The organism is Enterococcus sp. AZ009, assembly GCF_050548785.1.
Taxonomy (GTDB): Bacteria; Bacillota; Bacilli; order Lactobacillales; family Enterococcaceae; genus Enterococcus_D; species Enterococcus_D entomosocium.
The window spans coordinates 1992474-2006592 of the sequence record NZ_CP172960.1 but is presented as its reverse complement, the minus strand read 5'-3'; the positions used below and the strand labels follow the sequence as shown (position 1 = coordinate 2006592).

The 14119-nt window shown below is 42.9% G+C and carries 15 protein-coding genes; all 15 read right to left on the bottom strand.

Annotation, left to right across the window (positions count from 1 at the left end; genetic code table 11):
• Positions 1 to 960: 960 nt before the first annotated feature.
• Positions 961 to 1113, bottom strand: coding sequence for a hypothetical protein (locus tag IGJ74_RS09655; RefSeq protein ID WP_170927527.1), 153 nt, complete (start codon positions 1111 to 1113; stop codon positions 961 to 963).
• Between the two features lie 120 nt (positions 1114 to 1233).
• The gene (locus tag IGJ74_RS09650) at positions 1234 to 2082 is read right to left on the bottom strand and encodes a sce7725 family protein (protein WP_005235936.1); all 849 of its coding nucleotides are present in this window, start codon (positions 2080 to 2082) and stop codon (positions 1234 to 1236) included.
• A gap of 15 nt (positions 2083 to 2097) precedes the next feature.
• Entirely contained in the window at positions 2098 to 2766 is a 669-nt protein-coding gene (locus IGJ74_RS09645) for a hypothetical protein (protein WP_008379910.1), read from the bottom strand.
• Positions 2767 to 2853: 87 nt separating this feature from the next.
• A complete protein-coding gene (locus IGJ74_RS09640; protein ID WP_242691943.1) occupies positions 2854 to 3306 on the bottom strand; it encodes a hypothetical protein in 453 nt (150 codons plus the stop codon).
• A 321-nt stretch (positions 3307 to 3627) separates the two neighbouring features.
• Positions 3628 to 5895 carry an AAA family ATPase gene (locus IGJ74_RS09635; protein WP_430608386.1) on the bottom strand — a complete coding sequence of 756 codons (2268 nt, stop codon included), beginning with the start codon at positions 5893 to 5895 and terminating at the stop codon, positions 3628 to 3630.
• Between the two features lie 18 nt (positions 5896 to 5913).
• A complete protein-coding gene (locus IGJ74_RS09630) occupies positions 5914 to 6393 on the bottom strand; it encodes a DUF6530 family protein (protein ID WP_005235941.1) in 480 nt (159 codons plus the stop codon).
• A gap of 189 nt (positions 6394 to 6582) precedes the next feature.
• On the bottom strand, positions 6583 to 6840 hold the full coding sequence (locus tag IGJ74_RS09625) for a TfoX/Sxy family DNA transformation protein (RefSeq protein WP_005235943.1): 258 nt from the start codon (positions 6838 to 6840) through the stop codon (positions 6583 to 6585).
• Positions 6833 to 7375, bottom strand: coding sequence for a GNAT family N-acetyltransferase (locus IGJ74_RS09620; RefSeq protein WP_005235945.1), 543 nt, complete (start codon positions 7373 to 7375; stop codon positions 6833 to 6835). The genes IGJ74_RS09625 and IGJ74_RS09620 overlap by 8 nt, the downstream gene beginning before the upstream one ends.
• Positions 7376 to 7552: 177 nt before the next feature.
• A complete protein-coding gene (locus tag IGJ74_RS09615) occupies positions 7553 to 8401 on the bottom strand; it encodes a DegV family protein (protein ID WP_005235946.1) in 849 nt (282 codons plus the stop codon).
• Positions 8402 to 8494: 93 nt separating this feature from the next.
• Entirely contained in the window at positions 8495 to 9769 is a 1275-nt protein-coding gene (locus IGJ74_RS09610; RefSeq protein WP_087664141.1) for an LCP family protein, read from the bottom strand.
• Positions 9770 to 9885: 116 nt separating this feature from the next.
• Complete coding sequence (locus IGJ74_RS09605) at positions 9886 to 10356, bottom strand: GNAT family N-acetyltransferase (RefSeq protein ID WP_005235950.1); 471 nt, start codon at positions 10354 to 10356, stop codon at positions 9886 to 9888.
• Positions 10331 to 11212: a prephenate dehydratase gene (pheA, locus tag IGJ74_RS09600; RefSeq protein WP_016620141.1), complete on the bottom strand. Its 882-nt coding sequence runs from the start codon at positions 11210 to 11212 to the stop codon at positions 10331 to 10333. Before pheA ends, IGJ74_RS09605 begins: the two co-directional genes overlap by 26 nt.
• Before the next feature lies 1 nt (position 11213).
• Positions 11214 to 11720: a shikimate kinase gene (locus tag IGJ74_RS09595; protein ID WP_218193046.1), complete on the bottom strand. Its 507-nt coding sequence runs from the start codon at positions 11718 to 11720 to the stop codon at positions 11214 to 11216.
• The gene (gene aroA, locus IGJ74_RS09590) at positions 11717 to 13006 is read right to left on the bottom strand and encodes a 3-phosphoshikimate 1-carboxyvinyltransferase (RefSeq protein WP_430608383.1); all 1290 of its coding nucleotides are present in this window, start codon (positions 13004 to 13006) and stop codon (positions 11717 to 11719) included. Before aroA ends, IGJ74_RS09595 begins: the two co-directional genes overlap by 4 nt.
• Positions 13007 to 13015: 9 nt before the next feature.
• Positions 13016 to 14098 (bottom strand): prephenate dehydrogenase, encoded by a 1083-nt coding sequence (locus tag IGJ74_RS09585; RefSeq protein WP_008379898.1) that lies wholly within the window; start codon positions 14096 to 14098, stop codon positions 13016 to 13018.
• Positions 14099 to 14119: the final 21 nt, after the last annotated feature.

Here is a 14119-nt window from a genome sequence, read left to right as displayed (position 1 = left end):
TAAGCACTAGTGTTAGAACTTTGAAACGGATTGGCTATATATGAATAAAGTTCGAGAAAAAAGCTCAAAGATTTTCAAAATGATTATAGCATACAATCAAACCGATTGGTTCGTAAATCAAGGCTAAGGCTGATAGCTTGAATCTGTATTTGCTGAGATAAAGAAAGTAGGACGACGAATCCGCAAGTACTTGCTACCAGACAGTTATCAATCTGTTAATCAGCAAATCAAAAAAAGAATCTGAAGAACATGTAAAACAAGAAATTCTTAGTTTTAATTGAATTTTAGGTGCATTAGCGACAATCTACTGATAAAAGTCATTCGGAGGGAGGTAAAATGATACAAAATTGTTTTGAACTATTTAGAATGGCACGAACCCTTTTTTGAATGTAACTTTGTATAATATATATTATGTAAACTAAAATATAAAATTTTTCGAACACCGTATTTAGCGGATAATTTTACGGCTCTCCTCCCTCTTATTTAGGATTATTTCCTTCAAATTAACCTAAATAGCAGCATAATCCAAAAAAACGGTTATTTAAGCGATAGTTTAAGATTTTTGTTTATTTTACGACTGACAAGAAAATCAATTGACAAATTATATCTGTACCTTTGTCTGTATTTGATCTTGTTGATCCTTGAATCTTTGAATTCAAGCATTGCTTGCAACTGCTGGCCAATCTCAATGAATCACTCAGTGCTTAATGAATCGCTGTTCACGATTTTATCAGCAATGATTCGTACATAACCCAGCCAAATTTGTGCTAACTAAATAGTCTAATGGGAATCTTGATCACAGGCAAACCAGCAACGATAAACAACAAAAGTTGAGTTGCGTTCAGTTTTCACCTAAACGGATCCGATTCCCATAGAGAGTCCTAATCAAGGGTTCACAGTCATCTAAGTACAAGTTTCGTTTTATTGCTGCCAATAAAGCAATGACAGCTACGGAAAGTTTCAAACTATGTAATACAGGATCGCCGAAAAGACAATGATCAGAATGACCAAGACAACGATTAGTTGATTTAAACGTTGAATAAGCAGGTTTTTCTTATTTTTTTCAAATTCTTTTCCTTCATTTCGATAATATTCTCTATCTTTTGTTCCCACGAGCGCCAACTCCTTTTCCCTGATTTTATCACTATCCTGAAAACAATGGGTGCAATCAAGGTGTTTTGTACAATAAATGGCAGTATTTTGTTAGAGCTTACCATCGTATACGTATAGAGACTAAATAAGACGACTGACGAGTTCTAAGTGATTCATAACCGCAGCTTTCCGAATAACGCCCATACCTGGAAACGACCTTTGCTGATAGGCAGCAATTAATAGCTGCAGCCCAGCTGTTTGTGTAGGATACTCTTCTTCATGCTGTAACAAAGCTTCCATGACTTCGAAAAACTTTTCTTTCTGATTTGGTAATTCTTCCTCAGAAAATAAGTGAACGATTCGCAAATCTTGCTCAGTTGTCGGATAGATCCAATGCAAAACCAACCGCTTTGAGGGATAACTGTGCTCATAATAAATTTTGCTATCGACAGAAAAATCACTAAACCCAGCATAACCCAATTTTTGATAAAGATGATGGGTTTTTGAAAACCCTTCGTCCGGACATTCTGTATAAAAACTATTTTTAGGTAAACGGGTAAACGGATCTTCCATCAGTAGTTTCGGGCCGTTGATTTTATTTAACAAACGAAACTCTTTGCCTACCAGCACCGGCAGTGTATTTTCCCGCCAATCACTAGCGAGTGCTTGGTCCGCTTGATGAACGATCCAAAGATCAGGCGTTTCTTCCACTGTTTCAATGGGTCGATCTACGATCATTGCTTTAGGGGTAGCAACATTTTGCAACTCTGCTAACCCCTCTGCAGTCAGAAAAGCCCCAGCCTGTGGATTGCGAACAAGATAAAAAGGATGCTGCTTCCTTTGAAACAGGTCAATGGTCGTCCAAAACGTTTTTGATTGCTTGACCGGTTCAATGATCGGCTGGATCGCTTCTGACAAGCGATCTTGTTCCAACAGTGCTTTCAACGCCAATAAATCAAATTGTTTTCCACGAATATACGGGAAGTACATCTTCTTCTCTCCTTCTTACTCGCCTGATAAAAAACGTTTTTCCAGCGCTTCATAGGCTGCTCTCGTAGCGGCCAATTCTTCTTTCAAGGCTTCGATCGCTTGCAGCTGAGTATCTTCAATAAATCGATCATAGTAATTGACTCCACCACCGAACAAGTCATACTCAGGCTGGCGTTTCTTCAGTTCTTGGTACAAACGTTCTGTTGAAAATACCCGCAATCCTCGAGCAGTCTGTTTTGCTTTGCCGACTTCTCTCGCTTGTGCCGAAATCAACCGAAACAATAAGCCATTTTCTGGAACCTGCAGCTCTTGCCGTTGGGGTTTCTTTTCGACACTAAAATACCCTTTGCTGCCCGTTTCTTTTTCAAGAAATGCATGATAGACCAAAACACCAATTGTAGGTGCAATCTGATCTTTGACTTTTTCATACAATGACTTGGGTAAGACAAAATAATTATAATTCCCAATAAAGGATAGTTTTGCTTTTGAGCGAAAATCTGCCAAACTAACTTTGAGTTCGTAGCAACGCCATTCAAAGGTATTTTCAGTCGTCAAGCGACAACTCAAAGTATCCACGATGCCGTGATCATCTGGCATGACTACCTCTTCTACCACAATATCACTGTTTTCACGACAATAATAATAAAGTGCCTCTTCCATTTCTAAAGTTAAGGATGTCTTCACAAATTCACGACCTTTATCTTGTTTCACCCATTATAAAACATATGTTCGCATTTTAAAAGAGGGAAATAAAAGCAACCTATCATCCCCTCACTCATTCGGGCATCCGTTACCGAGAATCTCTTCAACCGTCCTCTTTGTACCGCGGAATCGTAACAAAAAAAGCAGCAAGAGCACACCAAGTTGCGTGATTAATAGACCTTTAAAGGGAAATTCAAAAGTAAAGCCTGCGGGAAGATGAAAGAAATGAAAAAAATCCTGCAGTGCTTTTTGACTAAGCCACAAACCGCTGACAAGCCCTATCAAACCAATAACAATGCTTTGAATGCCTACAAAGAAAAGCTCTTCTAAGGTGACCACCAACGGAGACTGTCCTAACAACAACCGAATACTCAGGGATTGCTGCTCCTCCCCCATCAAATGAAAACGATACATGTGATTGCAGTGCCATAAAAAGGCGGCGATCAATCCTATAGCTAGAATGCTAAGTACGAAGCGCAGCAATTGCAAAAAGAAAAGCCAACTGGCATATGTGAGATCCATCTGATTCTCACCACTATTTGTTTCGTAGTGCAGCCATTGATGAAAAAAACTAGCCAATTCTCTGCAAAGATGGCGATGATCAGTAGAAGAATCGCCAATACACCACTCATCAGCAAACTGCGCCTACGAAGTGCTGCGTGCCAGCCGAATTGGCAAGGATAGTAGAAGTACCGCCATTTGTTCATGATAGCCCTCCTTTTGGCGTCTATTTTACAGAACTTTTCAAATTTAGACAAACATCTTCTTGTTTACATAATATAATTATGATCAAAAAAGAGTGCGGCACGTAGCCCACACTCTTTTCCCTTTAGCTATCAACGTTTACAAATACCTTGTCAGCAGCTGCAACAAGCGCTGCGGAAATTCTGTTAGATTGGAAAGATCAATAAAGCGTTCTTCCCCATAAATCGCTTTGATCACCTCTTTGTCTTGGCCAATGGCAGCTGCCAGAAACAGCACCCCTTGTCGTTCATAGTCAGCGATCACCTGCTGAATATCTTCTTTGGCTTTTACCCCTGTATAATCAGGAAGAGCTTTTGGCTGGCCATCACTGATATTCAAGAGTAATTTAGTGGTTGCCGGCTGATGAGCGAGCTTTTCAGCTAGCACGCGCAAGACAGCCCCATCACGGTTATTTTGCCGAGGCTTCATTGTCATGAGTTTCTCTGGCAAAAATTCAAAGCCTTCATTAAATTCTTTGTAAGCAAAAAGCGAGGTTTTTTCACGAGCGGTCACGTCCGCTGTATCGCCATAGATCATCAATGGCAAAGATAAACGTTCGGCAAAAGCATTCACCGCTAAGACCGCCTGTTGCGCATACAATATCCGATCTTCTCGAATCATCGAACCCGATTCATCGATGCGCAAAGCAAGAGCTAAGGAAGGCTGTTCATGAGGTAGATTCTTCTTGTCAAAGGTCCGGAAATCTTGATACGCAACCTTGCTGGCATCAAAGCGTGTGCCGCTGTACTTACCTTTACTGTATGCCGAAGCTTGTTCATTTTCCAATACTTCTTGGGTTTGCTTGATCAATGACTCTACGATCGGCAGCAACGGCTGCAAACGCTGTTGGGCTTCAGTCGCTTTTTCTAAATCGACGGGTGGTCGATGAACGATCAGCCCTTCTTTGGCATGGATTGATTCTTTCAATGCTTGTCGTGCTGCCTTTGATGCCGTAGTTTTCTTTTCTTTCTCCTGGGCTTCATACGCTTCGATCGACAAAGAATGAGCAGCAGGAGCTGCCTCTTGTGCCTCACTCCCAGCTTTTGCTTGGCCATCATGACTATTGCGTTCTAGTTCTTCTGAAAACGTCGCCTCAGTTGCTGCGCTTTTCGCTTCTTGTTTGTCAGAATCACTGGTTTCCATCGTTTCCGCCTCAGTTTCTTGATTGGCGGTCTCAAGGACTTGCTCATTTTTTAGGACGGGCGTGCCTTCTTCCACTACATTGCGCTGGTCCGCCTCTTCGCTGCTGATTCGGCGTCCTTTGATTTGTTCTTTAAAGGCATTTAGCGGTTGTCCAGAAAACAAAAGCCGCAATTGCGCCAATAACCCTGAAGCTTCTAGCGCCTGTTGTAAAAGAGAAAGCTCATTCGGATCGGTGGTGATTTTGTAGAGCACTTTGCTATCAATTGCTGTAAAGGGATCTTGTCCTTGCTTGACTGCATTTAGCCAATAAAAATAGGAACGCATGCCCGCCACTCCTTTGATGGCGTTGGCTTTGGCGGTCACGTCTAGCAAGCGTATGATCTCAGCCATTTTCTCCGCAGTCGTTTTGTCCGGATAATTGGTTTTGGCAATGCCTCGCTGCACCATGACTGCCAGCTCAGGTAAATCCATTTTTTCAGCATGCTGCATCCGGTCTCGCAAGGATTCGTTCAAGGGGCGGTTGCCTTGGTAATTCCGATTCGTTGTGATGATCACCACACAGTCAGGGTGTCGTCGGACGAAGCCAGTCGGGATATTCAGCATTCCATTTTGTTCAAGGGCCGAGTTTAGTGCCACTAGTACCGAAGCATCACGAATGACCGTTGGCTCTTGAATCTCAAGCAAGTAGCCTTTTTCCAGCGCCCGTACGATTTCGGAGGGATAAAATTTGTATTGAATCGTAGGTTGTTGATCACTGGTTTCGATTCGTTCGATCAGTTCTGCAAATTTCGCCCGTGCCCGCTCACGAGTCAGGGAAAAATGCCGCTGGATCAACCCCAAAACATCTTCAAAACAATCACTTTGATAAATCGCATCCAGCAAGTCCTTGTCCTCTTCTTGGTCGGTGTTGATCACTGGTAATAAAGCACCAAACACATCTGACTTATCCATATCCGCAAAGCAGGTGATTTTGGTGTAGGGCAGTTGCAGGTCGGCAGAAAGTGCCTTTGCCAACTGGGTCTTGCCGGAACCAGCATCGCCTTCCAACAACACATTGAAGATCTTCATTTCTGGATCCGTCCAGTTCAACGCGATCTCTGAAGCGATTCGCAGTTCTTCGGCACTGGTCTGATGACTTTGTGGTTTCTTCCAAATCATTGTTTGTTCTAATTTGCTAAAAGCGCGTCCTTTCGTTACGACAAAAGACGGTTGAATTTGTGTCATGGTAATCTGCTCCTTTTCTTAATAACCTAGCTCATCCAAAAGCCGTTTTAGGATTTTGAAGCGTTCACCATAAAGTTCGCCATCTTTTTGCAAGGAATCATAAAAAAGTAGAATGTCTTCATCGATCTTAGGATTTTCGGTGTCTACTTCAACGGTCATACGATTTCCTTGTAAGCCAATGATCTCGATCAACGGATTTTCAGGATCGTAAAACTTTTCATGGCGATAAGCCTCTTGAAAATACAAACTGGATTGCGCCACTAAGATTGCTAGATCTAAGATTCTAGTGAGCGGTAGTTCTTCTGACTGACGAGACCATTTTTCACCTGTGTGGCGCCAAACCTTGCCTGAGATATCGACTTTTCCCCGGTCGTTCCATTGTGCCAATCCGAGGGAAAGGCCTTTTGCATCCGTATGTAACGCATTTTTTCCGTCAACAGTATCATAGTCTTCCACTTTAATGACGGGCTTATGTTTCAAGTTTTCTGGTATTTTCATTGTTCTCACTCCTTGTTTAGTAAATTACTAATTTACTAGATAGAGTAAGTATAATGAGGAAGCTAGTTTGGGACAAGCAAAAGGTCTTTTCTAGTAGCTAGGGACAGATGTCTATAGAAAAAGCACTTGATAAGAAGTATCTAAAAACAAACGCTCTTAAAAAGTGCTTTTTTATGACGCATTACTTCACTAGCTCAATTGATTGAAAAAAAGGCGCAATTCTTGCTTTCTCTGACTTGCAAGTTGGGCTTTGGGAATGCCTTGGATCGCCCCTTCAATACCATAGAGCATATGGAGGCAAGCGCCCGCATCACATTGTTGGCGGATCGTCACAAAAATGGCTTCGGCCGTTTTTGTGCGCAATTGTTCAGGGGTACTGATGCCGATACGAACCAGGTGATCCGCTAAAACTTGGCCTACATTTGGTAACTTTTGCAGTTCATTCATAGGTTTCTCCTTTTTTATTGTTGTCATCCTGCCCGTCTTCCTCTTGACGAATCAACGCATAGAGTTTCATATCTAACAGCTGATGGTTTTTCTCCGCATGCTTTCGCAAAACGCCTTCTAATGTAAAACCTGCCTTTTCCAACACACGACAAGAGGAATGATTCTTCGCAAAAGATTCAGCAGAAATACGAACGATAGTTGAAGTAGTAAATATATAGTCACATAGTTGTTGAACGGCTTGTGTCATCAAACCTTTTCCCCAGTACTCTTGTGCAATAGAGTAGCCAATCTCAGCCGTTCTATAATGGATATTTTCTTTGCGAACAGCACGGATACTGCCGACTGCTCGGTCATCCACAGTGATTGCAAAGGCAAATTCTGCTTCTTCCACAGATCGAATATAGGCTTGTGCATCTGCGACCGTATACGGGAATGGCAACCCCTCCCGTAAATAATCGTGGATGGATTGATTATTTAACGCATGGGCTAAATCTTGCGCATCGCTCATTTGCCACCTTCTTAAGGAACACTTCATAGCAATTCCTCCTTTGCCAGTCCTTCATTTTGATCCTATTGTACGAGTTTGTGTGATTTTTTACAAGCGAATCTCAAAAAAGCAGAAAAAAGAACCAGCTAGACGAACGTCTAACTGATTCTTACATACATTGTCTTGAGGAGATAATGGCGTGAATAAACATAGAAAAAATAAAAATTATTGCGCTGAAATAGCGATGCCAATGGCTTTTTCCCCTAAATGCGTGCCGATAACTGGTCCGAAGTGACCAATCTCAATTTCTGCATTTGGGTATTTCGCTTGTAGCTTCGCTTTTTCTTCTTTCGCTACTTCTAAATTATTGGCGTGGATTACATAAAATTTAACAGGCAATGCGATTTCTTGCTCCCGTTGACCAATGATATCTTCCGCGCGATTGAATGCTTTTTTGCTGGAACGAATGCGCTCGTAAAGCACAATTTTTCCTTGATCAAAGGTCAAAATCGGTTTGATTTTTAATAATCCGCCAATCAAGGCTGCTCCATTGGTTAAGCGACCGCCACGAACCAAGTTATTCAAGTCGTCAACGATCAAATAGGCATAGGTATTGTCTCTGATAGTGTCCAGATGGGAAATGATCTCTTCTACGGTTTTGCCTTGACTTGACAGATCAAGAGCGGTTTCTACCATGTGCCCCATCGGCATACTTGTGATTTTCGAATCGTAAGGAATGATTTGAACGCCTTCGATTTCATCGGTAATTCCATAAAGCGTTCCGATAAATCCAGAGATACCGCTTGATAAGTGGATACTAATGATCGTGTCGTAACCGCGATCTTTCAATGACTCATATAAGGCTAACACTTCTCCTAATACCGGTTGAGAAGTGGTTGGGAATTCTTTGCTGTTTTTCAACAAAGCGTAATACTCATCAGCTTCAATGTCGATGCCCTCATTGTAGACTTTTCCATCTAAAATAACAGGGATCGGTATGATAAACAAATCTTCATGGTTTTTGATCCGTTCCGGCAGATAAGCTGTACTGTCAGTAACAACGGCTAATTTCATTCTTTTTCCTCGTTTCAACAAATTTCAAACGTCATTAATAATATAGCATAAATTTACTTACTTTCAAATGGTTTTCAGAACTTTTCATTCTGCTTACTCATTAAGAAAATTCCTGATCGCTTGTTGATTGGTTTCAAGATTGACGACTAACACACTTCCGGCACTCGCACTTGAACCGTATTGCCAAGAGTCAGCGACTGGGACAGTCAAGCTGTCGACTCCTCCCGCCCCTCGAGCAATCGAGAAGGTATTTTTTAACAGGAAAGACATTGGCAGGTTGGTGGAAGCATAGCCTAAGACTTTTCCAGCTGCATAAGGCAATTTTAAAATAGCTAAAGGATTTTTCATTTCGCTAAAGATCGCATCCATTACTTGCTGCTGTCGTCTTACACGACCGAAGTCACCTTCTTCGTCCATCCGAAAGCGTGCGTATTGCAACAGCTCAAGCCCATTCATTTGTTGTTGCCCTTGCTTGATGGCAACTTCAAGATTTTTACTCATATCTTTTTCCGCGTTGATAGCAACGCCTGAGGGAAACAATGTGTCGATCACTTTTTCAAAGGAACGAAAGTCAACTTTTGCATAATAGTTGGTTTCTAGCCCGAAGTTCTCCGCTAACGTTTGTCTAACCAAATCAGCACCACCAAAGGCATAAGCCGCATTGATCTTGTTTTCACCATAACCGGGAATCGTAACTAAAGTATCCCGCATAAAGGAAAGTAGCTTCGGTTGCTTACTGGGACCATCTAATTGCAAAACCATAATAGTGTCTGCTCGTCCAGCTTCTCCTTCACGACTATCACTACCAATGAGCAATATATTCCGAGCACCATTTGCAGCGGCCGTACCATTAAAGGTCTCTTCATCGGTCGTAGAAAAAGCAGCGTCACTTCTTGCGACTTGCTGACCGACAAGAAACGCAATCAATGAATAGGCAAAAAGCACCAATAGTACCCGAACCACAATACGCAGAACTGGGTGCTTCCGCTTTTTCTTTTGTTTGGGTTGCTTGGTCTTCTTAAGCTTTGGCGGTTTTTGTTTGCATTGTTCCTGGCTTTGATGCATCGCAGGCTTCTGAGCAGATAGCGGAGGGATCGCGCTTTTTCGTCCCTCAGATTTTATTGCTCCTACTTGTGACTGTTCTCGAGAACTTTGAGCCGCACATGAGTCGCTTGCCCTAGGATGCTCGGTGTTTTGATAAGGAATGTCTCCTACTCGCTCATCAGCAGAAAAAGTAGAATCACTCGGTCTGACGCGCTGGTTTCTTCTTTTGGCTTCTCGACGGGCAAAGATACTTTCTTTGGCTGCCTGACTGGATTCCTTTTCTAGCCGTTCATGCAGTTTTTTATTTTTTTCCATCCTGCTCATTGCTTCTGATCCTCCAACTAAAAAATAGCTTTCTTTCTATAAGGATACCCTAGACCTTATAGAAAGAAAGCTATTTTCTGAAATTTTAACCTTTTTCTAGGAAATTTCTTCATATTTTACCTTAGATGCTTTGATGCGCCTTGTCGTATGCTCACAAATCCTGCTTGCTCATAAAATGATTTCACTTGGTTTGCCGACCAAAAGTTTAGTGAGAGATCATCGAAGCCTTTTTCCAGCGCAACATTTTCAGCAAATGCCAACAATTGTTTTCCAATATGCATCCCTTGGTACCGAGGGTCAACAGCGATCGCTGCAATTTCCAGCCACTTTCGTTCATGCATCATCGCATTTTGTGGCAAACAGACCTCTTGAAGATGCACAAAGCCACAAGGCTGGTCCGCCAACCAAGCGATAAAAAAGTGGTGGCTTGGCTCTTGCAGCTGCTGTGTGATTGCTTGTTCAAATCTTGACTGATCAAAGGGCTTAAAAATCGTTGGGTACCATTGATGGTGCTGTGTTTGGATCTCTTTATGAAACGTTGCTAATAGGGTTTCATCTTGGCTAAATTTTATTTTGACTTGAGTCATTTTTTGTCACTTCCTCAACAACATTTACGGAATACACGCCGAGAAGATGGACTTGACCACCCAACAACTGAATCTCTTCAAAGGCATTTACAATCAGTTGCCACGGCTTGTCCATCACCAGATCGATCACGAAAAAGTATTCCCCTAAGGTGGTTTTTGAAGGCCGCGATTCAATTTTGCTTAAATCAATTTCTCGCCAGCCAAAGGTTGCTAAGATTTTGTGCAAGATTCCCGGTCGGTTTGCTGGCAGCGTCACAAAAATCGTTGCTTTCTCAGCAGTCTGCTCTGGTAACTGGGTGTTTGCTACTTTCTTCGTCAAAACCCAAAAACGGGTTTGATTAAAGGCAACATCTTGAATATTGGTTTCTTTGATCGTTAATTGATAGGCCAATGCCGCTTCTTTGGAAGCAATCGCCGCAACTGCTTCTTCTGGATGTTTTGCTACGTAGGCTGCTGCAGTCGTTGTGGAAGCAACCGCCTCAACAGTAGCTCCAGCAAATCGGGCTTCGATGAAGTCGGCACATTGCGCTAAGGCTTGCGGATGAGAAATTATCTTAGTGATGGGACGGTTGTCTTTTGCTGATTGCTGAGAAACTAACAATTGATGATTGATCGGTAAAATAACTTCCTGTTCGATGCTCAACTGATTTTGACGAAAGAGCGTATCAATCGTGGCATGAACAGACCCTTCTAATGAGTTCTCGTTCGGAACGACCGCGCGATCGATCACGCCGTTAGCTAGCGCTTGAATACAAAGCGGAATCGATCCATAGGGGATACAGGTATTTTCCGGATAAGCCTCTTGCGCAGCTAAATGCGTAAAGGAACTTTTCGGTCCTAAATAACCAATCTTCATTTTATGCACCCGCTTTGATCAAAATTTCCTGTACGATTTCTTCTGGTGCTTTATTCGTCGTTTCAACGATAAATGAAGCAGTTTCTTCATAAAGAGGGATCCGAGGACGGTAAACAGTCAATATTTCTTCTGGTGATTTTGAGACGACTAAGGGACGAATGCTGCCATTATCCGCCTTTAAGCGATGAATCAGCTCCTCGGGATCTGTTTTTAAATACACGACGAGCGGTATCTCTTTTAAAAGTTGACGATTTTCTTCTTTTAATACGATGCCCCCACCAGTGGAAATAATTTGTTCCTTTGCCAAAGTTTTAGCTAAAATATCCGTTTCGATTTTGCGAAAGGCTTCCTCACCGTGTTGGTCGAAAAATTCTTGAATGGTCATGCCGATCTCAGCAACGATCAAGTCATCAAAATCCACATGAGACTGTTTCGTTTCTTCAGCCAAAAGACGACCAATCGTGGTTTTTCCAGCACCCATAAATCCAATTAATATCACTTTTTTCACTCGCTGTTTCCTCCTTTAGCCAAACGTGCGACATCCTGAAAAAAATCAGGATAAGAAACTGCTACGGCTTCGGCTTTTTCTAATTCTACCTCTTCATCTGTCAATAAGGCGGCAATTTGCAGCATCATGCCGATGCGATGGTCCCCCCGACTTGACACACGTCCGCCATGCAAAGGGGTTGGACCGTTGATGATCAACCCGTCCTCGGTGGGAGTGATGTCCGCCCCAAGTTTTGTCAACTCTTCGGCAGTTGCATCGATTCGGTTGGTTTCTTTTACTTTCAGTTCTTCCGCATCTTTGATCACCGTTTTGCCATGAGCCTGCGTGGCTAACAAAGCAATGATCGGCAATTCGTCGATCAAGCGTGGGATAATATCGCCAGCGATGGTTACTGCCTGCAAGGTAGAACTTCGAACGGTAAGGTCAGCTGATTGATTCTGATCGTCTTGATTAGAAAAAGCAATTGAAGCACCCATCTCCTCAAGCACGTCAAGAATTCCTGTACGAGTGGGGTTGATCCCGACATTTTTTAAAACGATCTCACTTTCTGGCATAATCGCGCCGGCTGTTAGGAAAAAAGCAGCGGAGGAAATATCACCAGGAACAATTACTTCTTGTCCTTGGAGTGTTTGAGGTCCCGTCACAGTGATCGTTTTGCCTTGTGTTGTGATGACGCCACCGAATTGACGGATCATTTCTTCAGTATGGTTACGGCTCGCCTCTTTTTCAATAATCGTCGAGGTACCTTGTGCTTGCATTGCCGCAAAAATCAGCGCCGATTTTACTTGGGCACTTGCTACGGGCATCTGATAATTGATGGGCTGTAAAGAAGCAGTACCATTAACGGTGATCGGTGGGAACTCCGTCTGCTCATGCCCTCTCACATTGGCACCCATTTCTCTTAATGGCAGCATCACTCGGTTCATCGGACGTTTATTCAAAGAGTTATCGCCGAATAAGGTGGTTGTAAATGGCTGTCCAGCCAAAATCCCCATCATTAAGCGAATTGTTGTACCAGAATTGCCGATATCAATTGGGTCTTGGGCAGGCTTAAGGCCATTAAAGCCCTGTCCTTCAATCGTGATCGACTGACCGTCATCATGGATTGGAACGCCTAATGATTGAAATGCATGAAGGGTGCTATAGCAGTCTTCTCCACGCAAGAAATTACGGACAATCGTTGTCCCTTCGGCTAACGCCCCGAACATGATACTACGATGCGAGATTGATTTGTCAGCAGGGACTGCTATCGTCCCTTTTAGATGTGTTGCTTTTTTTAGTTTCATAACGGCCTCCTATTTTTTTCGACATGAATAGGTCGTCTTTTTTTGAATCAGCTGCTCTGCTTGCAGCAAATCATTTTGCGTTTTGAATGAAATCTGTAAAACACCAATAATATCTTCTCGAGTTTCAAGAATTTTCAAGTTGATCAAAGAGAGCTGATGTTCGCTCAATAGCCCCGTCACTTCAGCGACAACGCCGGGATGATCCGGTACATCGATGAATAGATCATAGAATGCTGGGATCGCCCCATTTTGATGAACCGGCAATTGATCCCGTGTTTCCTTCGCGGATTCAAAAAACCGAAAGATCGCCCGTTCGTCTTTTTTCTGCAACCAGTGAGCCATGGTCGTCATTTGTTTTTGCCACTCATCGATCAGCTGCAGCAGCTCCTGTCGATTACTCAATAAGATATCGGTCCACATACGAGGATCTGAAGAAGCAATGCGAGTGATATCGCGAAAACCGCCTGCTGCAAGTTGCTGTGCTCTAGGGTGTTCGTGGTTGAAGGCATCTGCCTGATTGACTAATCCCGAAGCAATAATATGAGGCAGATGGCTCAACATCCCTGTGATTTGATCATGCTCTTGGGGAGCAAGTGCCACATATTTGGCTCTAGTGCCGCGAAAAAGCTCTTGTAGTTCTTCCACCCGCTGACTTTTCGTCGGTGTGAAGATATAGTAAGCATTCTCGAAAAGGTTCTCATCGGCTGCTGTGATCCCTGATTTATGAGAGCCAGCCATCGGATGGCCCCCAATAAAATCAAAGGAAAAGGACTCGGCAAATTGCGTGATTTCCGCTTTGGTACTGCCGGTGTCTGTTACTAGCACCGAAGGCTTTAATGAAAGTGCCCCCAGTTCGGCAAGATAGTTTTTGGTGATCTCTACCGGCAATGCCAACAAAATCACGTCGGCACGGACAGCACCTTCAGAAAATGAAGGGGGCACTTCGTCTACTAAATTTGTTGCTAATGCGATCTCATTGGTTTCCTGACAATCCCACCCCATCAAATGCACTTGCGGATGTGCCTTTTTGATACATGTTGCTAAGGAAGCGCCGATCAATCCTAGACCGGCGACGAAGATATTTTGGCTCATGAAAAGAATCCTCATTTCTAC

Excerpts from the sequence above, each read along its gene's own strand:
- IGJ74_RS09605 (WP_005235950.1), bottom strand. The coding sequence starts at position 10,356 with ATGACTCAAGTCAAAATAAAATTTAGCCAAGATGAAACCCTATTAGCA.
- IGJ74_RS09650 (WP_005235936.1), bottom strand. The coding sequence starts at position 2,082 with ATGTACTTCCCGTATATTCGTGGAAAACAATTTGATTTATTGGCGTTG.
- IGJ74_RS09615 (WP_005235946.1), bottom strand. The coding sequence starts at position 8,401 with ATGAAATTAGCCGTTGTTACTGACAGTACAGCTTATCTGCCGGAACGG.
- IGJ74_RS09640 (WP_242691943.1), bottom strand. The coding sequence starts at position 3,306 with ATGGATCTCACATATGCCAGTTGGCTTTTCTTTTTGCAATTGCTGCGC.
- aroA (WP_430608383.1), bottom strand. The coding sequence starts at position 13,006 with ATGAAACTAAAAAAAGCAACACATCTAAAAGGGACGATAGCAGTCCCT.
- IGJ74_RS09625 (WP_005235943.1), bottom strand. The coding sequence starts at position 6,840 with ATGAATGAACTGCAAAAGTTACCAAATGTAGGCCAAGTTTTAGCGGAT.
- pheA (WP_016620141.1), bottom strand. The coding sequence starts at position 11,212 with ATGAAGATTGGTTATTTAGGACCGAAAAGTTCCTTTACGCATTTAGCT.
- IGJ74_RS09630 (WP_005235941.1), bottom strand. The coding sequence starts at position 6,393 with ATGAAAATACCAGAAAACTTGAAACATAAGCCCGTCATTAAAGTGGAA.
- IGJ74_RS09610 (WP_087664141.1), bottom strand. The coding sequence starts at position 9,769 with ATGAGCAGGATGGAAAAAAATAAAAAACTGCATGAACGGCTAGAAAAG.
- IGJ74_RS09620 (WP_005235945.1), bottom strand. The coding sequence starts at position 7,375 with ATGAAGTGTTCCTTAAGAAGGTGGCAAATGAGCGATGCGCAAGATTTA.
- IGJ74_RS09585 (WP_008379898.1), bottom strand. The coding sequence starts at position 14,098 with ATGAGCCAAAATATCTTCGTCGCCGGTCTAGGATTGATCGGCGCTTCC.
- IGJ74_RS09635 (WP_430608386.1), bottom strand. The coding sequence starts at position 5,895 with ATGACACAAATTCAACCGTCTTTTGTCGTAACGAAAGGACGCGCTTTT.